This window comes from Ruegeria sp. BJ5, from assembly GCF_056537865.1.
The window spans coordinates 242,653-262,403 of record NZ_JBQFSH010000002.1; the positions used below are offsets into that span (position 1 = coordinate 242,653).

Consider the following 19,751-nt stretch of genomic DNA (forward strand, 5'->3'; position numbering starts at 1 on the left):
AATCAGTTAATGTTTGTGCATCGGCATGGCCTTTCCCGAATACCGGAATTATGAGTGAACCATGCAGTTCAGTTCCACGTCTACGCACCGCTCTCCACCCAAGCTGCTAACGCTTGTCCTGCTGTCGGGACTGTCGGCGCTCAGCATGAACCTGTTCCTTCCCAGCCTGCCTTTCATGGCAGCCTATTTTGAGGCCGACTACAAGGTCATGCAGCTGTCGATTGCGTTGTATCTGCTGATCAACGCCGTTCTGCAGATCCTGATCGGTCCGATCGCCGACAAGGCCGGGCGGCGGCCGGTGCTGCTGTGGGGGCTGGTGCTGTTTCTGCTGGCAACGCTGGGGTGCATCTACGCCCCAAACGTCGAGACATTTCTTGCCTTTCGCATGGGGCAGGCCGTTATCGTCGTGGGGATCGTCCTCAGCCGCGCAGCGGTGCGCGACATGTATGACCAGGATCAGGCCGCATCCATGATCGGTTATGTCACCATGGGCATGGCCGTCGTGCCGATGATCGGACCGGCCATCGGGGGTATTCTGGAGGAAAGCTTTGGCTGGAAGGCCAATTTCTGGCTGCCTTTCGGACTGGCCGCCTTCGCGCTGGCGCTGACCTATCATGACTTCGGAGAAACCTCGGCCAAGAGCGGCAAAACCCTGATCCAACAGTTTCGGGAGTATCCCGAACTGCTGACCTCTCCGCGATTCTGGGGGTATTCGCTGTCATCCGCGTTGTCGTCTGGCGCGTTCTTCGCCTATCTGGGTGGCGCGCCTTTCATCGGCACCGAGATCTTTGGCCTAACCGCCGCCGAAGTCGGAATCTATTTCGGCGCCCCTGCCGTCGGTTACTTCTTCGGAAACTTCATCAGCGGCCGGTACTCGGTGCGTTATGGCGTCAACCGGATGGTGCGCTGGGGCTGCTGGCTGAACGCAATCGGCGTCGCGTTGTCCGCGGTTCTGTTTCTGGCGGGTTGGGGCTCGGCGCTCAGCTTTTTCGGGTTCATGACATTCGTCGGCTTGGGCAACGGCATGTCGATCCCGAATGCAACCGCCGGATCGCTGTCCGTGCGACCACATCTGGCTGCGACCGCATCCGGGCTAAGCGGCGCGATCATGCTGGGCGGCGGCGCAGCTCTCAGCGCCCTAGCCGGTGCAATGCTGACCAATGAAACCGGCGCCATGCCGCTGTTGTGGTTGATGTTGGCCACATCGGTCCTGGCCATAGTCGCGATCAGCAGCGTGATCTGGCGGGAACGTCAACTCGGCATCTAGCCACCTTGCACCCGGGACTTTGCAAAGTTAGCCTGCGCAGGCGGAATAACTGCAAAGAAAACCCGATGGCCACTCAGAAACTCTACGCCGGTGCAAAGCTGCGCGAAATGCGGACGCGTCTGACGCTGACGCAAAAGGAATTTGCCGCAAAGCTGGGTGTTTCCCTGCCCTATCTGAACCAGATGGAGAACAACAACCGGCCGATCTCGACCACGGTTGTTCTGGCGCTGGCGCAGGAATTCGGCATGGATGTAACCGAGCTGAGCACCGGCGATAGCGAGCGTCTGGTCTCGGACATGCGCGAGGCGTTGGCCGATCCTGTCTTCGCGGATGCCATCCCCCCTCTGGCGGACCTGCGGCTAACGGCGTCCAATGCCCCCGCATTGGCGCGGTCCTTCATCGAGCTGCACAAAGCCTACCGCCAGACCCATGAGAGGCTCGCCTCGCTGGACGAGGCCCTCGGACGCGAGGATGCCCGCATCCAGGCCAGCCCGTGGGAAGAGGTTCGCGATTTCTTTCACTATTGCGACAACTACATTGACGCGGTCGATCGAGCCGCTGAACGGTTCGCCGCCCGCGCCGAAGGACCGGGAGGCATCCGACAGGCAGCACTGGACAGCCTGAAGGAACGCGGGGTTCAGGTGATGTTCGAAGACATTCCGGCCCTGCGCAGCTATGACAACGCTACAAAAACATTGCGCCTGTCTTCGCGCGCAGCGCCGCAGACCCAAGTGTTTCAACTGCTGCTGCAGGTCGCGCTGATCAGCCAGGACAAACTGCTCGAGGCCACGCTGGACTTTGCCAAGTTTCAAAGCGACGAAGCCCGCTCGATCGCCAAGATCGGCCTCGCAAACTACTTCGCTGGCGCGTCACTGATGCCCTACACCGCCTTTCTGTCAGCAGCGCAGGAAGACCGGCACGATCTTGAATTGCTGAGCAACCGGTTCGGCGCTTCGATCGAACAAGTCGCCCACCGGTTGTCCACGCTGCAGCGACCGGGCGCCAAGGGCATCCCGTTCTTCTTTGTGCGGGTCGATCAGGCGGGCACGATCACCAAACGCCATTCGGCCACACGGCTGCAATTTGCGCGGTTCGGCGGGGCCTGTCCGCTTTGGAACGTGCACCGGGCCTTTGAAACGCCTGGTCATTTCCTGCTGCAATTGGCAGAAACACCCGACGGGGTTCGTTATATCTCAATCGCGCGCGACGTTTCAAAGTCTGGCGGGTCCTTCGGTGCGCCAGTGCGCCGCTATGCCATCGCCCTCGGGTGCGAGGTCCGGCACGCCGAAGCACTGGTCTATGCCGACAATTTGGACATCAACAACACCAGCGCCTACGAACCGATCGGGATTTCCTGCCGCATCTGCGAACGCCAGACCTGCCACCAACGGTCCGTGCCACCGCTGGAGCGCCGACTGAAGATCGACGCCCATACGCGCGGCACGCTGCCCTACGAAGTCACCTGAGCTGAAAAACGGAAAAGGGCAGGATCAGTTCCCGCCCTTTTTTGGTTCACGCTTTGCTCAGGATCGACCAGATCTGATCCTTGAGCGCGGCCCGCTTTTTGCGCAGTTCGCCCTCGGCCAGGTCTTCCATCGGCTCAACATTGGTTTCCGCCCGATGCACCATACGGTTGAGTTCGTGATATTCGTCCGCAAGCCGGGCGAAATGGGCATCGGTCTGCTTGAGCTGGCTCATCAGTTCAACCTTGTCCGGGAATTCCTCGGCCAGTTCATGCGGGGTATGGGACATTCCTGCTCGCTCCTTCAGTTTGGTTTCGCACTACAGCTAGACCCTAATACCAAAGCTGACTTTGACTCGGATCAATTGAAAGGGGAATGTTATCTTCGCGGTCGCGTTCCCCTCCCCGGCAATGCCTTCAACGCTGTGCCTCAGCCCATTTGGGGTGAATCCATGGCCGGCCATTGGCCCGGGGCAGCGGGTCTTTGCCCAGCAAATGATCCGACATCTTTTCGCCCACCATGATCGACGGCGCGTTCAGGTTGCCGTTGGTGATCTGCGGAAACACCGAGCTGTCCGCCACGCGCAGCCCATCCACCCCGATGACTCGGCCCTGCGGGTCGACGACCGCGTTCGGATCGTCCGCCCGCCCCATCCGGCAGGTGCCGCAGGGATGGTAGGCGCTCTCGGCATGTTCGGCGATGAACGCGTTCAGTTCTTCGTCGGTCTGCACGTCCGCTCCGGGCTGGATCTCCTTGCCAGCATAGGGCTTGAACGCGTCCTGGCCGAAAATCTCGCGGGTCAGGCGGATGCAGGTGCGGAAATCCTCCCAGTCCTGCTCGGTGCTCATGTAGTTGAAGCGGATCACCGGCGCGTCCTCGGGCTTGGCAGAGCGCAGCGTCACAGCCCCGCGCGAGGGGGAGCGCATCGGCCCCACATGCGCCTGGAAGCCGTGCCCCTCGGCTGCGGCCTTGCCGTCATAGCGCACAGCGATGGGCAGGAAGTGGTACTGGATATCCGGGTACTCGACCCCCGGCTTCGACCGGATGAACGCCGCGCTTTCAAACTGGTTCGACGCGCCAAGGCCGGTCTTGGTGAACAGCCACTGCGCCCCGATCAGGCCCTTGCCGAACAGGTTCCAGTATTTGTACAGCGTGATCGGCTGCAGCGAGGCCTGCTGGATATACAGTTCCAGGTGATCCTGCAGGTTCGCGCCCACGCCGGGCCGGTCGGCGACCACGTCGATGCCGTGCTCGGCCAGATGCGCGGCGGGTCCGATCCCCGACAACATCAGAAGCTTGGGCGAGTTGATCGACGAGGCCGCCAGCACCACCTCGCGCCGGGCGCGCACGATCTGCGTTCGGCCACCACGGATCAGTTCGACCCCGGTTGCGCGGCCCTCCTCGATCACCACGCGCGTGGCAAGGCCCCGTACGATATCGCAGTTCGGGCGTTTCAGCGCGGGCTTCAGATAGGCATTGGCCGCCGACCAGCGCCGCCCTTTCCAGACGGTCTGCTCCATCGGGCCGAAGCCTTCCTGTTTCTCGCCGTTGTAGTCATCGGTCAGCTCGTAGCCGGCCTGCCGCCCGGCCTCGACGAAGGCCTTGAACAGAGGGTTCTTGCGCGGCCCCCGCGACACATGCAGCGGGCCGTTGGTACCGCGCCATTTGGGGTCACCACCATGGCCGCCGTCGTGCCAGCTTTCCATCCGTTTGAAATAGGGCAGAACATCCGCAAAGGACCAGCCATCCGCGCCCATATCGGCCCAGGTGTCAAAGTCGCGCGCATGGCCGCGCACATAGACCATCCCATTGATCGAGGACGACCCTCCGATCACCTTTCCGCGCGGGCAGGCCAGCCGCCGGTTGTTCAGGTGGGGTTCGGGCTCGGACTGATAGCCCCAGTCATAGATCGGCATGTTCATCGGATAACTCAGCGCCGCCGGCATCTGGATGAACGGCCCTGCATCGGTGCCGCCATGCTCGATCACCAAAACCGAGGCCCCCGCTTCGCTCAGACGATAGGCCATCGCACATCCGGCGGATCCGGCGCCGACGATGACGAAATCTGCTTCCATGGTCGTGTCTCCATTGGCCCCGACCGGTGGCGCGGGATGTCCCGTGCGTTGCCACCGGTGGGCGTATCTTCAAAATGTGAAAGAGGTCATTCGCCGCGCGGGAAGCGCTGGTTTTCCTCGAGGTTGTCCAGATTCATGTGGTTGCGCATGTAGCGCTCAGACGCTTGCTGCAGCGGCTGATAATCCCACGGGTAATAGCCGCCCTGCCGCAGCGCCTCGTACACGACCCAGCGCCGCGCCTGGCTGGCGCGCACCTCGGCGTCGAACCGGTCCAGATCCCAGCGCGCCTCGGACTTGGCGCGCAGGGTTTGCAGCGTGCCGGCGTGCTCGGGCTTGTCGGCCAGGTTCTCCAACTCGTGCGGGTCGGCCTCGAGGTCGAACAGCTGATCGGGGTCCAGCGCGCAGCGGTTGTATTTCCACTTTCCATAGCGCATCGACACCAGCGGGGCATAAGACGCCTCGGCCGCGTATTCCATCAGAACCGGCGCCGCGCGCTCGGTGCCGTTGGCCAGCGGCACCAGGCTTTCGCCATCCGTCCACGGAGCGATCTCCGCCATGTCCACCCCCGCCAGTTCACCCAGCGTCGGGGTCACGTCTATCGTTGAAACCGGGGTGTCGATGCGGCCCGTCGGCAGGCCCGGCGCCGAGATCATCAGCGGCACCCGGGCCGAGCCTTCGTAGAAGTTCATCTTGAACCAAAGGCCCCGCTCGCCCAGCATGTCGCCGTGGTCCGAGACGAAGAGGATGATCGCCTCCTGCCGGGTGGACTCCAGCACTTCGAGGATCTCGCCGATCTTGTCGTCCAGATAGGTGATGTTGGCGAAATAGGCCCGGCGCGAGCGGCGGATGTCTTCTTCGGTGATGTCGAAACTGCGCCAGTCATTGGCGTCGAAGATGCGCTGGGAATGTGGATCTTGGTTTTCATAGCCCAGATCGCCGACCTCGGGCAGTAGGTGCTCGCAATCCTCGTACAGGTCCCAGTATTTGCGCCGCGCAACATAGGGGTCATGCGGGTGGGTGAAGCTGACGGTCACGCACCACGGGCGGTCATCCTTGCCACGGGCCAAATCATACAGCTTGGCCTTGGCGTGATAGGCGACCTCGTCGTCATACTCCATCTGGTTGGTGATCTCGGCCACGCCTGCCCCGGTAACCGAGCCCATGTTGTGGTACCACCAGTCGATGCGCTCGCCCGGTTTGCGGTAATCCGGGGTCCAGCCGAAATCGGCCGGGTAGATGTCGGTGGTCAGGCGGTCTTCGAACCCGTGCAGCTGGTCCGGGCCGACGAAATGCATCTTGCCCGACAGGCAGGTGTAATAACCCGAGCGGCGCAGGTGGTGGGCATAGGTGGGGATGTCGCTGCGGAACTCGGCCGCGTTGTCATAGACGCCCGTGCGCGAGGGTAACTGGCCCGACATGAAGCTGGCCCGCCCCGGCGCACACAGCGGCGAGGCCGTATAGGCATTGGCAAACCGCGTTGACCGCGCCGCCAGTTTCTTGAGGTTGGGCGCGTGCAGCCACTCGGCGGGACCGTCGGGAAAGAGGGTTCCGTTGAGCTGATCCACCATCAGGATCAGAATGTTGGGTCGTGTCATTTTTCGGCCTCGAGCAAGGTCGTCAGGACGCGCATGGCGTGGGTAACCGCCAGTTGCGGTTCCTCGGGCGCGGACAAAGCGGCGCGGATGTACAGACCGTCGATCAGAGCGATCATGTTCTCGGCCGCTTCGACCGGGTCCTTCATCAGAGGGCGCAACGCGTGGATCAGGTTCGACCGGATCCGCGCTTGATAGATCTGCCACAGGCGCAGCGCGTCATCGTTGGTCTGGGCCAGAACGTAAAAGGTCATCCACGCGGCGATCACGTCGGGGGTAAAGCAGGACGGCGCGAAACAGGCGCGGATGATGGCCTGGGCGCGCTGGTCCGGGGCCGCGGCCTTCAGTTCGGTTCGGGCTTCGGCGCCGAAATCGCCAAGGATGCGCCGCATCGCCGCCAGAAAGATCTGGTCTTTCCCCCCGAAGTAATGGTGCGCGAGGGCGCTGGACATGCCGGCGCGTTTGGCGATCTGACTGACGGTTACATCCAGGGACTTCTTGGACCCCAACTCGGCAATCGTCGCCCTGACGATCGCATCGCGCCGGATCGGCTCCATTCCGAGTTTTGGCATAACCGCCCCCAAACCTAGTCTCAACAGAACAAACGCTAAGGGCTTTTTATTGACTCGTCAATCAATAACGTTGCCCTTGGGGGCTCCGGGGCGGTTACAGCTTGGGGGCAAGGCTTGGAGGGGTCAAGCCACTGCGGTTCAGGACGGCTTCGCGCCAGGTTATGAAACTGACCGCTGCGAGGATCAGCGTCCCCCCAGCGACGACCCAGATATCGATGCCCTCTTGGAACACAAGCGCACCCAGAAGCGTGGCCCAGATCAGCTGCAGGAAGGTGACCGGCTGGGTCACCGCGACGGGTGCAGCCTGCAAAGCCAAGGTCATGAAATAGTGCCCCGCCGTTGCAAAACTGGCGATCATGAACAGCACGCCGATGTCGCGCAGGCTGGGCGGAGTCCAGACGGCGATCGCAAAAGGGATAAGAAACAACGTCGTCCAGATCGACAGATGCGCCACAACGACCGAAGGCCGCACGTCCTGCACCATCGCTTTGGCCAGCAGGTACGACCCCCCCAACATCAGCGAGGTGCCCAGCATCGCCAGATGTCCGGCGGAAATCTCGCGGAACCCGGGACGTAGAATGATTACAGCGCCCACGATGGCGACAAGCACGGCCGCGATACGGCGAAAGGCCATCGTCTCGCCCAGAAAAAGCGCGGCGCCCAATGTCACATAGACCGGCGTCAGATAGTTCATCGCAGTCACTTCCGCCAGCGGGATACGGGTCATCGCAAAGAACCACAACATGACCCCGACGGCGTGTATGGCCCCACGCAGTCCAAACAAGGCGATATGCCGGCGGGTCAAATGCGTGGTCAGGATCGCTCGCATGGCTGGCAGCAGAAAGACCAGCCCCAAAGCATACCGCAGGAACGCAGCCTCAATCGGATCCATCGAGGTACCCAGAGATTTGACCAAGGCTGTCATCGCCACAAAGGACAGCCCAGCGCTGAACATCCAGAACATTCCGGCAAGCGGGCGGGATTGGGTGGCGATCGTTGTCATGGCTTCGGTTGAACACGGAAACCCGGCGACGAACAAGCCTCTACATTGCGACCAGCTTCCAGGCGATCGCCAACATGACGATACCGATCAGCACATCCAGCACCTGCCATGCCCTGGGTCGGGCGAAAATGGGAGACAGCACCCTGGACCCGTATCCCAGAGAGAAGAAGAAAACGAAACTGGCGGACATGGCGCCGATGGCGAAACCCATCCGGTCTTCATACTGCGCCGAAATCGAGCCAATCAGCACCACCGTGTCCAGATAGACATGCGGATTGAGCCAGGTGAAGGCCAGAACGGTCAGCAAGGCCGCGCGCAGACTTGTACGCTTCGCCTCTCCGACCTCAAGCGCTGCGCCGCCGCGCCAGGCTGATGCCAGACTGCGCAGTCCGTACCACGTCAAGAACAGCGCGCCGCCGTATCGCATCATCGGCTCGAACCACGGCGCCGCAGTTGCCAGGCTGCCGAAGCCCGCGACACCTGCGGCAATCAGAATGGCGTCTGACACGGCGCATGTCAGGCACAACACAAAAACATGCTCGCGTCTGAGCCCCTGCCTGAGGACAAACGCGTTCTGAGCGCCGATTGCCAGGATCAAACTGAAGCCAAGCGCAAAGCCGGCGATGACGGATGTAGACATGGACCCTCCTGTTCAGGTCCGTTGACTACGCGACAGATACGCATGTATCAAATTAAAGATAATGAGCCATAATTAGATTCTCTAATGCACTTGGACCCACATCACTTGGCCGCGTTGGCCGCTATTCTGCGGCATGGCAGCTTTGACGCCGCCGCCGCGGAACTGGCGGTAACGCCATCTGCGATTTCGCAACGGATCAAAGCGCTGGAGGATCGGGTCGGCGTATCGTTGATTCACCGCGGCACGCCCTGCACCGGAACCCCGGCTGGCTTGCGGCTTGCCCGCCATGCCGAAGACATCGGCCTGCTTGAGGCGCAACTCAATCGCGAGCTTTCGCTGGAACAGGGCACAGGCCCCACCCGGGTCAGGATCGCGGTTCCGGCGGATGTTCTGTCCACCTGGTTCATAGACGCGATGGCAGCCGTTGATGATATGCTGTTTGACCTTGTGATTGACGATCAGGATCACTCGGCTGAATGGCTGCGGCGCGGGGATGTCAGCGCCGCCATCTCGGTCGGCGGGCAAACCGTCCCGGGATGCGATTCCATTGCCCTCGGCACGCTCAGATACCTGCCGACGGCAAGCCCCGAGTTCATGGCTCGTTGGTTCCCGGGAGGAGTGAATGCTCAGAGCCTGTCACGGGCACCCTGCCTGACCTTCAACAGGAAGGATGCCCTGCAAAAAGCCTGGATCCATGCGCAAACGGGTAGCCGGCTGTCTCCTCCGACCCACTTCCTGCCCTCGTCTCACGGGTTCGTAGCAGCCGCCGCAGCAGGTTTGGGTTGGGGGATGAACCCCGCGCATCTGGTCCAAAGCGCGATCGCGGATGGCCGTCTGCGCGAGCTTGTGCCCGACACCCCGCTGGATGTGCCTCTGACATGGCAAGTCGGGCGTATCCTTGCACCGGCGCTTTCACCGTTGACGCGAGCGGTCCGGAAAGTCGCGGCGCAAGTGCTGGCAAACCCGTAACACCATGCTGTGATCGATGGCTCAAGTGACGCCTTCCGCATCCTTCGGCTGCGGCGTGACCAGACGATAGCATGCAATTGCGGACCAGAAACTGCACAGCGTGAGGAAAGCGACGGCCAGTGCGACCTCGTTCATATGCGCAACCGCCGCCAATCCCGCCGACCCGACAATCGCCACAAGCCTGCAAATGCTCTTGATCGCGGCTGACGCCTTGACCCGCTGTTCCTTGGGCGCGGTGTCGATGAAATACAGCTTGCGCGCACTGCCGATGCCGGTTGTCGCGACGGTCGCCACGAACAGGGCAATCGCGTGCAGGTGAACGTCGTGGTCAAGATGCAAATAGTGAACCGCAACCAGAACGACGCCTGTCACCCCCACCATCAACGATCCGGCCACCATGACCGCCCGGTGTGATTTCATGTTCACGAGCTGCCACAGGGGCGCGGCGACCAGATAGCCGGTCGCCGACGAAATGATCAACGCCGTCAGCCCCTTGGCCGATCCATGATGCGCCTCGGCTGCGATCAATGCAAAAAACGGCACCGACAGAGAAACCCCGACCAGCGGCAGCCGCATGGTCAGATACCGCCGGAACCAGGCGAACTCGAACATGGCTCGAGCGTCCGACAGGAACTGCCCCGCCGCTCGGCGACCGGTTCGAGGCTGGGGTTGCGACCGCGACAGTTCGGCCAGGGCAAGAATGGATAGTCCGGACAGCACAAAGAACCCGGCAGATACCGCGATCACGGTCGAGTGACGCGAGAATGGCGGGTTGTCCGAAGTCAGATGATGCAGCGTCAATGTCAGGCCGATAGCCCCGAGCCCCCCTGCCCCCAGTTGAAGATAGCTCATCCAGATCCGGGATTTCGAGCGCAGGTGATCCCCCCAAAGGTCAGTGAACATCAGCGCCTGGACCTCTTCGATCATGCCGATTGCAAAGAAGGCTAGGACGAAAGCCGCAGCCACCATGGGCGAGCCCCCGATCGCCGCAACCACGATGGCTGCCAGGAGGCATGCACCAATCGCGACCTCGGTCAGGGCAATGGAGCGTTTCTTTTGCTGTTTCGCGGACACAGGGATCGCAAAGAACATGTCCGAAATCATGTTGCCTGCCTGACGTACGGAAACCAACGCCCCGGCAAGAAACATGGGCATTTCCAGTGAGACCGCCAGAAACGGCAAGACGATCGAAGGGCTGCCCATCGTCCACGCAACCTGGGACAGCACGCTTTGGCTTGCCAGAACCGGCACATTTCGCCGCTCCAATTCCGTGGATTTGCCTGTCATGTCCTGTCGTGCCGGCCCCGACCTGTCTGTCGCAAGGTCTCTGCCAGATCCTTTCTGCGCGGTTCAACCCTAAGGGTATGCGCAGGACCCACATGCGCCAAGGACCAACTGCGACGCAGGCAAAAAAAAAAGAAACCCGGCCGTGTTCGGCCGGGCTCCTAATGCAACCGAGTGCGGCGCTTAGAGTTGCGCCATCACCTCGTCGGTAGCCTCGAAATTGGTGGTCACGCGCTGAACGTCGTCATCGTCCTCAAGCGCTTCGACCAGCTTCATCAGGCGCTGCATGTCCTCAAGGCCCAGTTCGGTGGTGGTCGTGGGTTTCCACACCAGCTTGGTGGATTCAGATTCACCCAGAGCCGCCTCGAGCGCACTGGACACTTCGTTCAGGTCAGTATCCGCACACCAGATGATATGACCGTCTTCCGAGCTTTCCACATCCTCTGCCCCCGCCTCGATGGCCGCCTCGAAGATCGTGTCGGCATCGCCCGCCGATGCGGGATAAATGACTTCGCCCTTCCGGTCGAACATGAACCCGACCGAGCCGGTCTCGCCCAGATTTCCGCCATTCTTGGAAAAGGTCGAACGCACGTTCGACGCAGTACGGTTGCGGTTGTCGGTCATTGCCTCGACGATCACGGCCACACCGTTGGGACCATAGCCTTCGTACCGGATTTCCTCGTAATCCTCACCGTCGCCCGCCTGGGATTTTTTGATCGCGCGTTCGATCACGTCCTTCGGCACCGAGTTCGACTTGGCCTCTTTGACCGCCAGACGCAAGCGCGGGTTCTTGTCGGGATCGGGGTCGCCCATCTTGGCGGCCACGGTGATCTCTTTCGACAGCTTGGAAAACAGCTTGGACCGCGCGGCGTCCTGGCGCCCCTTGCGGTGCTGGATGTTGGCCCATTTTGAGTGGCCTGCCATGTTGCGTCCTCGTAATCGTGATTGCGTATTCGGCGCACATATAGACGTTTGCGGGGCAAAGGATCAAGACACCCGCTTGCTCGTGCAGTCAGCGCGTTTATGGTGGCCCAATGACGACAGATCAGATCATTCTCTTTGCACTCTTTATTACCGTATTCGGTCTGCTGCTGTGGGGTCGGTTCCGCTATGACCTTGTGGCGTTTGCCGCCTTGATGGTCGGCGTGATACTGGGTGTTGTGCCGGTTGACAAAGCCTTTGCCGGGTTCGGCCATCCGGCCACGATCATCGTGGCGCTGGTGCTTGTGGTCTCGGCCGGGCTGGTGCGGTCGGGGGCGGTGTTCCTGATCACCCGCACGCTGGTCGATGCCTCGCGGAGCCTGGGTGCGCATATCGCTCTGATGGGCGGGATCGGAGCCGTTCTGTCCGCCTTCATGAACAACGTGGCGGCGCTTGCGCTGTTGATGCCTGTCGATATTCAGACCGCGCGCAAGGCCGGGCGCCCCGTTGGTCTGTCGCTGATGCCGCTGAGCTTTGCCACCATTCTGGGCGGCATGGCCACATTGATCGGCACACCGCCCAACATCATCATCGCGTCAATCCGGCAGGAGACCCTTGGCGAGCCGTTCCAGATGTTTGATTTCGCCCCAGTTGGCGGGCTGGCGGCCATCGCAGGTCTGGCCTTCGTCGCCCTGATCGGCTGGCGGCTGATCCCAAACCGCGGCGAACAGACCGAGAGTTCGGAGACGCTGGCGGAGTACATCGCTGAACTGACGGTCCCGGCCGGGTCGCCTCATATCGGCAAGCGCGTCGCCGAGTTGGACGAGATGGCCGAGAAATCCGACGTCGCCATCATCGGCCTGATCCGGGACGGCAAACGCCGCTATGGCCGCGCGGCAAACGCGATCCTTCAGGAAGGCGACGCGCTGGTGCTGGAAGCCAGCCCCGAGGCGCTGGATGAATTCCGCGCCGCGCTGAACCTGGATTTCTCGGATGCCCGCCGGCAAGAGCTGCTAACGGCTGCCGGCGACGGGTTGGAAGTTATCGAAGTCGTCGTACCCGAAAGCGCCCGCATCGCGGGTCGTACCGCACAGGGGTTGGGGCTGGCCTGGCGGCAGAACACGATCCTGATGGGCATTTCCCGCCAAGGTCGGCGCATCACCGAACAGGTCCGCAAGACCGAGGTGCAGCCGGGCGACATTCTGCTTCTGCTGTGCCCGCGCGACCGAGGCGCGGACGTGACCGAGTGGCTGGGCTGCCTGCCTCTGGCCCAACGCGGCCTGAACGTGACCGCCAATGACAAGGCATGGCTGGCCATCGGCTTGTTCGCCGCTGCCGTTCTGGCCGCCAGCATCGGGCTGATCTACCTGCCCATCGCGCTGGGGCTTGTGGTTATCGCCTATGTGCTGACCAAGATCATCCCGATCTCCGAGATCTACAATCAGATCGAGTGGCCGGTCGTGGTTCTGCTGGGCTCGATGATCCCGCTGGGCAGCGCGTTGGAAAGCTCGGGCGGGACGGAACTGATCGCGAATGCGCTGGTTCAACTGACCGACGGCCTGCCGGCTTGGGCTATTCTGACGGTTTTGATGGTCGTGACCATGACGCTGTCGGACGTGCTGAACAACACCGCAACCGCCATCGTGGCCGCGCCGGTGGGCATCCAGATGGCGCGCACGCTCGAGGTTTCGCCCGATCCCTTCCTGATGACGGTGGCGGTGGCCGCCTCGGCGGCATTCCTCACACCGATCGGACACAAAAACAACACTCTGGTCCTGGGGCCCGGCGGCTATCATTTTGGCGACTATTGGCGCATGGGCCTGCCCCTGGAAATTCTGATCGTGGCGGTTTCGGTGCCGGCGATCCTCGTGTTCTGGCCGCTGTGAGGGCTTGCGTGACCGCCGGACCGCGCGCTAAGGGCAGCGCATGAAACGCTTTCTGATCCTGCAGCTGCGCCCCGAGACCGATGCCTCGGACGCCGAATATGCCTCGATCCTGAATCGGTCCGGGCTGACGCCCGAGCGCACCCACCGCATCCGGCTGGATTGCGAGGCCCTGCCCGAAGGTCTTGACGTGACCGACTATGCCGGCGTGATCGTCGGCGGCGGGCCGGGCTGCGTCAGCGACGACCCGGCCAGCAAATCTCAGATGGATGCCCGGATCGAGGGCGCGATCATGGGGCTGATGCCGCAGATCACGGCGCACGATCATCCTTTCATGGGCTGCTGCTATGGCCTGGGCATATTGGCTGCGCATCTGGGCGCGCCGGTCAGCAAGGACCGTTATGGCGAGCCGGTCGGCCCGTCGCGCTGCCACCTGACCGAGGATGGCGCCCGCGACCCGCTGACAGCCGGTCTCGAGCCCGAATTCGATGCCTTCGTCGGCCACAAAGAGGCGGTGCAGGCCCTGCCCGAGGGCTGCGTGCATCTGGTCGCGTCAGACCCCTGCCCGTTCCAGATGATCCGCTGGGGCCAGAATGTCTATGCCACGCAGTTCCACCCCGAAGCCGACGCCAAGGACTTTGAACAGCGCATCCACATCTACAAGAACCACGGCTATTTCCGCCCCGAGGACGCCCAGCCGCTGATCGAACGCTGCCATGCCGCCGAGGTCACGCAGCCCGGCGAAATCCTGCGCCGTTTCGCCCAGCGCTTCGGGTGACCCAACGGCGCGGTTGCCTGACCGGGGACCGCGCGCTTAGGTTGGACCGAAACGACTTTGGGAGGGGTTGTTTTGGATCTTCTGATAAACGTGGGCCTGCCGGTTTCGCTGGCCATCATCATGCTGTCTTTGGGTATCGGGCTTGAGGCGGCGGATTTCCGGCGCGTGATCAGCCGGCGCTATCCATTTGCGATCGGCGCGGTCTGCCAGGTGGTTCTCCTGCCGGTCGCGGCCTTCATCACAGTCAAGATGTTCGCGCTGCCGCCGGCGATTGCGGTCGGGTTCATGCTGCTCAGCTTTTGCCCGGGCGGTGTCACCAGCAACATTCTGTCGAAGCTGGCGAAGGCCGATGTGGCGCTGTCGGTCAGCCTGACGGCGGTGATCAGCCTGCTGTCGATCGTCACGGTGCCGGTTCTGGCGGCCTGGTCGATCGACCACTTCATGGCCGAGGACGCGCCCGAAGTGTCGATCAGCGGTCTGGCGCTGGCGATGTTCCTGATCACCACGCTGCCCGTCGCCATCGGCGTTGGGCTGCGCCACTTTGCAACCGGTTTTGCCAACCGGATCGACGGCCCCCTTTCGAAACTGGCCACCATCCTGTTCGTGCTGATCGTGATCGCTGCTTTGGCTGGAAACTGGCAGCTTTTCGTCGACAATCTGGGCATCATGGGCGCCGGGCTGATCTCGCTGAACCTCGCGCTGCTGCTGATCGGATTGGGGCTGGCGCGGGCGGCGAAACTGTCGTGGAATGAGGCCAAGACAATCTCGATCGAAACCGGCATCCAGAACTCGACCCTGGGCATCACTCTGGCGGCCCTGATCACCGGAACCGAAAGCGGCTTCAGCCCGCTGGCCCTGCCCTCGGCCGTCTACGGGATCACCATGTACGCCGTCGCGATCCCCTTCATCGCCTGGTACCGCAACCGCTGAAAGGACAGAGCATGACCGAAAACACTGCTGATGCGATCGTCGTGGGCGGCGGGCTGGCCGGGCTGGCCGCGGCGGCCGAACTGGGTGACCGCGGCAAGAAGGTGATCGTGCTGGACCAGGAACCCGAGCATTTCCTGGGCGGTCAGGCATTCTGGAGCCTGGGCGGCCTGTTCATGGTCGACACGCCCGAGCAGCGCCGCATGGGCATCCGCGACAGCCGCGACCTGGCCCTGCGCGACTGGATGGGCAGCGCCCAGTTCGACCGGGACGAGGACGCCTGGCCCCGCAAATGGGCCGAGGCCTATGTCGAATTCGCCGCCGGCGAGATGCGCCCCTGGCTGCACGAGATGGGCCTGCGCTGGTTTCCCGTGGTCGGCTGGGCGGAACGTGGCGGGTCCTATGCCGACGGTCACGGCAACTCGGTCCCGCGGTTCCACATCACCTGGGGCACCGGTCCGGGCGTGCTGGAGCATTTCATCCGCCGGGTCCGCGAGCATGTCAGCGCCGGCCTGATCCAGTTGAAGTTCCGCCATCAGGTCAGCCACATCATCATGCAGAACGGCGAGGCCAAGGGCGTCTCGGGTGAGGTTCTGGCCGATGACGCGGCCCAGCGCGGCGGCAAGACCAACCGCGACGAAGTGGGCGAGTTCGAGGTCTATGCCCCGTCGGTCATCGTCACTTCGGGCGGGATCGGTGGCAATTTCGAGATGGTGCGCCAGAGTTGGCCCCGCGACCGCCTGGGCGAACCGCCCAAGGACATGGTGGCGGGCGTGCCCTTCCACGTGGATGGTCGGATGATCGCGATCAGTGAAAAGGCCGGCGGCCACGTGATCAACGGCGACCGCATGTGGCACTACACCGAAGGCGTGCGCAACTGGGACCCGATCTGGCCCGCGCATGGTATCCGCATCCTGCCCGGCCCCAGCTCCATGTGGTTCGATGCGCGCGGCAACCGGCTGCAGCCCCCCTGCCTGCCCGGGTTCGACACGCTGGGCACCCTGCGCGAGATCCTCAAAACCGGCTATGAATACAGTTGGTTCGTTCTGACCCAGAAGGTCATCAAGAAGGAATTCGCCCTGTCCGGGTCTGAACAGAACCCCGATTTCACCTCGGGCAGTTGGAAGGAGGTCATCCGTCAGCGGGTCCTTTCGGGGTCGAAGGCCACCGCGCCGGTCGAAGCGTTCAAGGAAAAGGGCGAGGATTTCGTTGTCGCCAACACGCTTACCGAACTGGTGAACGGGATGAACCATCTGGGCGGCGGCCTGATCGACGAGGCGCATCTGCGCGCCCAGATCGAAGCCCGCGACTCACAGGTGGACAATCCGTTCTCGAAAGATGCTCAGATGATGGCGATCCTGGCGGCGCGGAACTATCGCGGCGACAAGCTGATCCGCACCGCCAAACCGCACAAGTTCCTTGATCCGAAAAACGGCCCGCTGATCGCGGTCAAGCTGCATGTGCTGACCCGCAAGACGCTGGGCGGTTTGCAGACCAATCTGGACAGTCAGATGATCGGTGCGGACGGCCAGGTGGTGCCGGGCCTGTTCGCGGCCGGAGAGGTCGCAGGCTTCGGAGGCGGGGGCTATCACGGCTACAACGCGCTGGAGGGCACGTTCCTGGGCGGCTGCATCTTCTCGGGGCGCAACGCGGGACGGTCGCGGGCCGTCGCCTGACGGCCCTTGGGCATTATTGGTCGCGGCGGAACTGCAAAACCGGGTCACCTGCCGCATTGAGCAGAACCAGAGTGTCCCCGCGCTGAACAAAGCTTGCGACCTTTGGCAGAGCAGCAAGGAATTCCCGCTCAACCTCGTCCAGCGGCGGCGGGCAGGCCATCAGGGTGGCGGCCATGTTGTCGGGGAAGGACATCGACTTGCCCGATATCTCGGCCTGTCCGCTGAACCGGTTGCACCCGCCCGTTCCCCCAAAGGCTCCGCCTTCGGCAAAGGTAATCTGCGGGCGTTTCTCCGTGTCCAGCGCAACGCCGTTCACCTCGGTTGCGGTCCATTGCGTGTTCTCAAGCATCGCCGCACCCCGTTCCTGAACCTTGACCATGACCAGATCGACCGAGTTTCCGGCGTCGTTGGTCAGAACCGGGTAAGCGGTATCGGTGGTGAACAGCAGTTTGCCGTCCTGATGCACCGAGGCCCGCACCACATAGCGGTGCCGATCCTGAATCAACGCGTCGTCATAAGTCAGCTCGAACTGGGCAGGCACACCCGTCAAAGCATAGCGCTGCGCAGCCAGCGTGACGGCGGGCGCGTCAGCCAGTGAAACGTCCTGCAGTTCGACGAACAGGGTTGCCCCGGGCGGAACCGCGATACGTTCGCGATATGTGGCTGTTCCCTCGACGGTCCCCGCCTGGGCGGCGCCCCACACGGCTGCCCACAACGCGGTTCCTGCCAGCAGGCTTTTTGCGGTTTGCATTGTCCGATCCCTTTGTCACCAGTTTCCAGCACAAAAGATCGGGACATCAGCGCGATTTACAAGGTTTTTCAGTTCCAAGCGGCAAATTCGTGCCGGAGATCAAAGCGGCCAGAGGAAGGGGATGATCAGCGAAGCCAGCAATCCAACCGTCAGGTTCAGCGGAATCCCGACCTTCATGAAGTCCGTGAACCGGTACCCGCCGGGGCCGTAGACCATCATGTTGGTCTGATACCCGATCGGCGTTGCAAACGAGGCCGAAGCCGCGACCATCACCGCAACCACCAGCGGCCGCGGATCCACCCCCACAGCCTGCGCCAGACCGATGGCGATCGGCGTCACGACAACCGCCACCGCGTTGTTCGAGACCAGTTCCGTCAGCACAGAGGTCAGCAGATAGATCGCCCAAACGATGAGGAACGGCGGCAGGTTAGCAAAGGACGGAGCAATCGCGTTGGCGATCAGGGTGACCGCACCCGAGCTGTCCAGCGCAGCCCCAATAGCCAGCATGGCAAAGATCAGCGCCAGCAGACGGCCTTCGACAAAGGAAAACGCCTCGTCCGCGTCGATGCATCGCGTCAGCAGCACAACTGCAACCGCCAGAATCGTCAGCAGGAAAATCGGAGCCACGCCGAGCGCCGCCAAAACCACGATCCCAATCAGCGCGGCAATCGCGATCGGAGCATGACCGCGCCGGAAGGCGCGGGCCGATGGCTGGGTGACGTCGACCATGTCCATGTCGGCAGCCAGTTTGCTGATATCGGCCGGCGAGCCTTCGAGCAGCAGCGTATCACCGACCCGGACGACCAGATCGTCAAGTTGCCCCCCGATATTCTGATTTCTCCGGTGCACGGCCAAGACATAAACCCCGTAGCGACGACGCAGCCGCAACGCGCCCAACGTGCGCCCGACCATGCGACAACCGGGGGTGATCAGAACCTCAACCGTGCGTGTTTCGACCGCCGAAACCTGATCAACGCGCTTGAGTTCCTTGTTGCTTTGCAGGCTAAGCAGCTCGGTCATTTCCGTGCGCAACACCACGCGGTCACCGACCTTCAGTTCGACCCCTTTCAGGTTCCGCCGCAACGACTCGTCGCCGCGGATCACGTCGATGAGCCGCACGCCCGGACGTTTAAACAGCTGCACGCCGGTCACTTCACGGCCGATCAGGTTGCTGTCGGGCGGAATGACTGCTTCGGTGAAGAATTTCATCTTCGACCGATCGCTGAGCATGGTTGCCATGCTGTTACGCTCAGGCAGAAGGCGCGGCGCGATGAAGCGCAGGTAAATCATGCCGTAGATGACAAGAATGATGCCCAAAGGCGTGACCTCGAAAATCGTGAAGGCCGGCAGACCCTGTGCCCGGGCCACACCATCGACCAACAGGTTCGTCGAAGTTCCGATCAGGGTCAGCGTCCCGCCGAGAATCGCAGCATAGCTGAGCGGGATCAGCAGCTTCGACGCTGGAATATTCAGCGTGCGGGCAATCTGGATGAACACCGGGATCATCACGACGACGACGGGCGTGTTCGAGACGACCGCCGAGGCCAGGACGACAAATGCCATCAGCAGACCGATGGCAATGCGCGGGTTGACCTGCGCCTGTTTCTGCGCCGTCGCTGTAAAGGCGTGCAAGGCACCGGTCCGGACCAGCGCGCCCATGATGATGAACATCGCCGCGATGGTCCAGGGCGCCGGGTTCGACAAAACCGCCAGTGCGCTTTGGTATGGAAGCACGCCGGTGACCAGCATCACCGAGACGCCGCCTATGGCAACGACCTCGGTCGGATAGACCTCGCGCATGAACATGATGAACATGCCCGCAACAACCGCCAGCGCAAGTATCGCGCTGCCCATATCTGACAATTGAAGGAGTTGCATTCGTGGTGTTCTGTCCGAAACCTGTCCCGGCCCAAGCGCCTGAGAGTCAGTTTCACGTATTGCAGGCCGCAG

At 62.4% G+C, this 19,751-nt stretch carries 17 protein-coding genes; 7 read left to right on the top strand and 10 right to left on the bottom strand.

The genetic code is table 11. From position 1 onward, the window contains the following. Positions 1-61 precede the first annotated feature (61 nt). A complete protein-coding gene (locus ACR0NY_RS08670) occupies positions 62-1,267 on the top strand; it encodes a multidrug effflux MFS transporter (RefSeq protein WP_170340193.1) in 1,206 nt (401 codons plus the stop codon). Positions 1,268-1,332: 65 nt separating this feature from the next. Beyond that, entirely contained in the window at positions 1,333-2,733 is a 1,401-nt protein-coding gene (locus ACR0NY_RS08675; RefSeq protein ID WP_093964777.1) for a helix-turn-helix domain-containing protein, read from the top strand. A 46-nt stretch (positions 2,734-2,779) separates the two neighbouring features. On the opposite strand, the gene ACR0NY_RS08680 is transcribed toward ACR0NY_RS08675, so the two are convergent. From ACR0NY_RS08680 to ACR0NY_RS08705, 6 genes are all read right to left on the bottom strand, one after another. Next, a complete protein-coding gene (locus tag ACR0NY_RS08680; RefSeq protein ID WP_093964776.1) occupies positions 2,780-3,019 on the bottom strand; it encodes an HP1242/YdcH family protein in 240 nt (79 codons plus the stop codon). Between the two features lie 127 nt (positions 3,020-3,146). Further along, entirely contained in the window at positions 3,147-4,805 is a 1,659-nt protein-coding gene (gene betA, locus ACR0NY_RS08685) for a choline dehydrogenase (RefSeq protein ID WP_170340191.1), read from the bottom strand. A gap of 86 nt (positions 4,806-4,891) precedes the next feature. Then, positions 4,892-6,400 carry a choline-sulfatase gene (gene betC, locus ACR0NY_RS08690; protein WP_170368095.1) on the bottom strand — a complete coding sequence of 503 codons (1,509 nt, stop codon included), beginning with the start codon at positions 6,398-6,400 and terminating at the stop codon, positions 4,892-4,894. Then, positions 6,397-6,969 carry a choline-binding transcriptional repressor BetI gene (betI, locus tag ACR0NY_RS08695; protein WP_170364644.1) on the bottom strand — a complete coding sequence of 191 codons (573 nt, stop codon included), beginning with the start codon at positions 6,967-6,969 and terminating at the stop codon, positions 6,397-6,399. The genes betC and betI overlap by 4 nt, the downstream gene beginning before the upstream one ends. Before the next feature lie 94 nt (positions 6,970-7,063). Further along, complete coding sequence (locus ACR0NY_RS08700) at positions 7,064-7,972, bottom strand: DMT family transporter (RefSeq protein WP_170357230.1); 909 nt, start codon at positions 7,970-7,972, stop codon at positions 7,064-7,066. A gap of 40 nt (positions 7,973-8,012) precedes the next feature. Further along, positions 8,013-8,612, bottom strand: coding sequence for a LysE/ArgO family amino acid transporter (locus ACR0NY_RS08705; protein ID WP_093964771.1), 600 nt, complete (start codon positions 8,610-8,612; stop codon positions 8,013-8,015). 84 nt (positions 8,613-8,696) lie between these two features. On the opposite strand from ACR0NY_RS08705, the gene ACR0NY_RS08710 reads away from it, so the two are divergent. After that, on the top strand, positions 8,697-9,581 hold the full coding sequence (locus ACR0NY_RS08710; protein WP_170368093.1) for a LysR family transcriptional regulator ArgP: 885 nt from the start codon (positions 8,697-8,699) through the stop codon (positions 9,579-9,581). Positions 9,582-9,602: 21 nt separating this feature from the next. Here ACR0NY_RS08710 and ACR0NY_RS08715 read toward each other — a convergent pair whose 3' ends face one another. Further along, positions 9,603-10,868 (bottom strand): MFS transporter, encoded by a 1,266-nt coding sequence (locus tag ACR0NY_RS08715; RefSeq protein ID WP_170368091.1) that lies wholly within the window; start codon positions 10,866-10,868, stop codon positions 9,603-9,605. A gap of 180 nt (positions 10,869-11,048) precedes the next feature. Further along, complete coding sequence (locus ACR0NY_RS08720; protein ID WP_170340180.1) at positions 11,049-11,789, bottom strand: YebC/PmpR family DNA-binding transcriptional regulator; 741 nt, start codon at positions 11,787-11,789, stop codon at positions 11,049-11,051. Positions 11,790-11,899: 110 nt separating this feature from the next. Here ACR0NY_RS08720 and ACR0NY_RS08725 point away from each other — a divergent pair, with 110 nt between their 5' ends. The 4 genes from ACR0NY_RS08725 (at position 11,900) to ACR0NY_RS08740 (ending at position 17,050) form a co-directional block, all read left to right on the top strand. Then, complete coding sequence (locus ACR0NY_RS08725; RefSeq protein ID WP_170368089.1) at positions 11,900-13,672, top strand: SLC13 family permease; 1,773 nt, start codon at positions 11,900-11,902, stop codon at positions 13,670-13,672. Positions 13,673-13,712: 40 nt separating this feature from the next. Continuing rightward, positions 13,713-14,447: a glutamine amidotransferase gene (locus ACR0NY_RS08730; RefSeq protein WP_170368087.1), complete on the top strand. Its 735-nt coding sequence runs from the start codon at positions 13,713-13,715 to the stop codon at positions 14,445-14,447. A 72-nt stretch (positions 14,448-14,519) separates the two neighbouring features. Then, a complete protein-coding gene (locus ACR0NY_RS08735) occupies positions 14,520-15,377 on the top strand; it encodes a bile acid:sodium symporter family protein (protein ID WP_170368085.1) in 858 nt (285 codons plus the stop codon). A gap of 11 nt (positions 15,378-15,388) precedes the next feature. After that, the gene (locus ACR0NY_RS08740; RefSeq protein WP_170368083.1) at positions 15,389-17,050 is read left to right on the top strand and encodes an FAD-binding dehydrogenase; all 1,662 of its coding nucleotides are present in this window, start codon (positions 15,389-15,391) and stop codon (positions 17,048-17,050) included. 13 nt (positions 17,051-17,063) lie between these two features. On the opposite strand, the gene ACR0NY_RS08745 is transcribed toward ACR0NY_RS08740, so the two are convergent. Both ACR0NY_RS08745 and ACR0NY_RS08750 read right to left on the bottom strand, forming a co-directional pair. Then, positions 17,064-17,801: a YbaY family lipoprotein gene (locus ACR0NY_RS08745; protein WP_170368082.1), complete on the bottom strand. Its 738-nt coding sequence runs from the start codon at positions 17,799-17,801 to the stop codon at positions 17,064-17,066. Between the two features lie 99 nt (positions 17,802-17,900). Next, complete coding sequence (locus tag ACR0NY_RS08750) at positions 17,901-19,679, bottom strand: SLC13 family permease (protein ID WP_170368080.1); 1,779 nt, start codon at positions 19,677-19,679, stop codon at positions 17,901-17,903. Positions 19,680-19,751: the final 72 nt, after the last annotated feature.

What these genes read in the sequence shown, in the direction of transcription:
- ACR0NY_RS08720 (WP_170340180.1), bottom strand. Translation starts at nt 11,789, where the DNA reads ATGGCAGGCCACTCAAAATGGGCCAACATCCAGCACCGCAAGGGGCGC.
- ACR0NY_RS08700 (WP_170357230.1), bottom strand. Translation starts at nt 7,972, where the DNA reads ATGACAACGATCGCCACCCAATCCCGCCCGCTTGCCGGAATGTTCTGG.
- ACR0NY_RS08675 (WP_093964777.1), top strand. Translation starts at nt 1,333, where the DNA reads ATGGCCACTCAGAAACTCTACGCCGGTGCAAAGCTGCGCGAAATGCGG.
- ACR0NY_RS08725 (WP_170368089.1), top strand. Translation starts at nt 11,900, where the DNA reads ATGACGACAGATCAGATCATTCTCTTTGCACTCTTTATTACCGTATTC.
- ACR0NY_RS08705 (WP_093964771.1), bottom strand. Translation starts at nt 8,612, where the DNA reads ATGTCTACATCCGTCATCGCCGGCTTTGCGCTTGGCTTCAGTTTGATC.
- ACR0NY_RS08715 (WP_170368091.1), bottom strand. Translation starts at nt 10,868, where the DNA reads ATGACAGGCAAATCCACGGAATTGGAGCGGCGAAATGTGCCGGTTCTG.
- ACR0NY_RS08740 (WP_170368083.1), top strand. Translation starts at nt 15,389, where the DNA reads ATGACCGAAAACACTGCTGATGCGATCGTCGTGGGCGGCGGGCTGGCC.
- betA (WP_170340191.1), bottom strand. Translation starts at nt 4,805, where the DNA reads ATGGAAGCAGATTTCGTCATCGTCGGCGCCGGATCCGCCGGATGTGCG.
- ACR0NY_RS08680 (WP_093964776.1), bottom strand. Translation starts at nt 3,019, where the DNA reads ATGTCCCATACCCCGCATGAACTGGCCGAGGAATTCCCGGACAAGGTT.
- ACR0NY_RS08730 (WP_170368087.1), top strand. Translation starts at nt 13,713, where the DNA reads ATGAAACGCTTTCTGATCCTGCAGCTGCGCCCCGAGACCGATGCCTCG.
- betC (WP_170368095.1), bottom strand. Translation starts at nt 6,400, where the DNA reads ATGACACGACCCAACATTCTGATCCTGATGGTGGATCAGCTCAACGGA.
- ACR0NY_RS08670 (WP_170340193.1), top strand. Translation starts at nt 62, where the DNA reads ATGCAGTTCAGTTCCACGTCTACGCACCGCTCTCCACCCAAGCTGCTA.
- ACR0NY_RS08710 (WP_170368093.1), top strand. Translation starts at nt 8,697, where the DNA reads ATGCACTTGGACCCACATCACTTGGCCGCGTTGGCCGCTATTCTGCGG.
- ACR0NY_RS08745 (WP_170368082.1), bottom strand. Translation starts at nt 17,801, where the DNA reads ATGCAAACCGCAAAAAGCCTGCTGGCAGGAACCGCGTTGTGGGCAGCC.
- ACR0NY_RS08750 (WP_170368080.1), bottom strand. Translation starts at nt 19,679, where the DNA reads ATGCAACTCCTTCAATTGTCAGATATGGGCAGCGCGATACTTGCGCTG.
- betI (WP_170364644.1), bottom strand. Translation starts at nt 6,969, where the DNA reads ATGCCAAAACTCGGAATGGAGCCGATCCGGCGCGATGCGATCGTCAGG.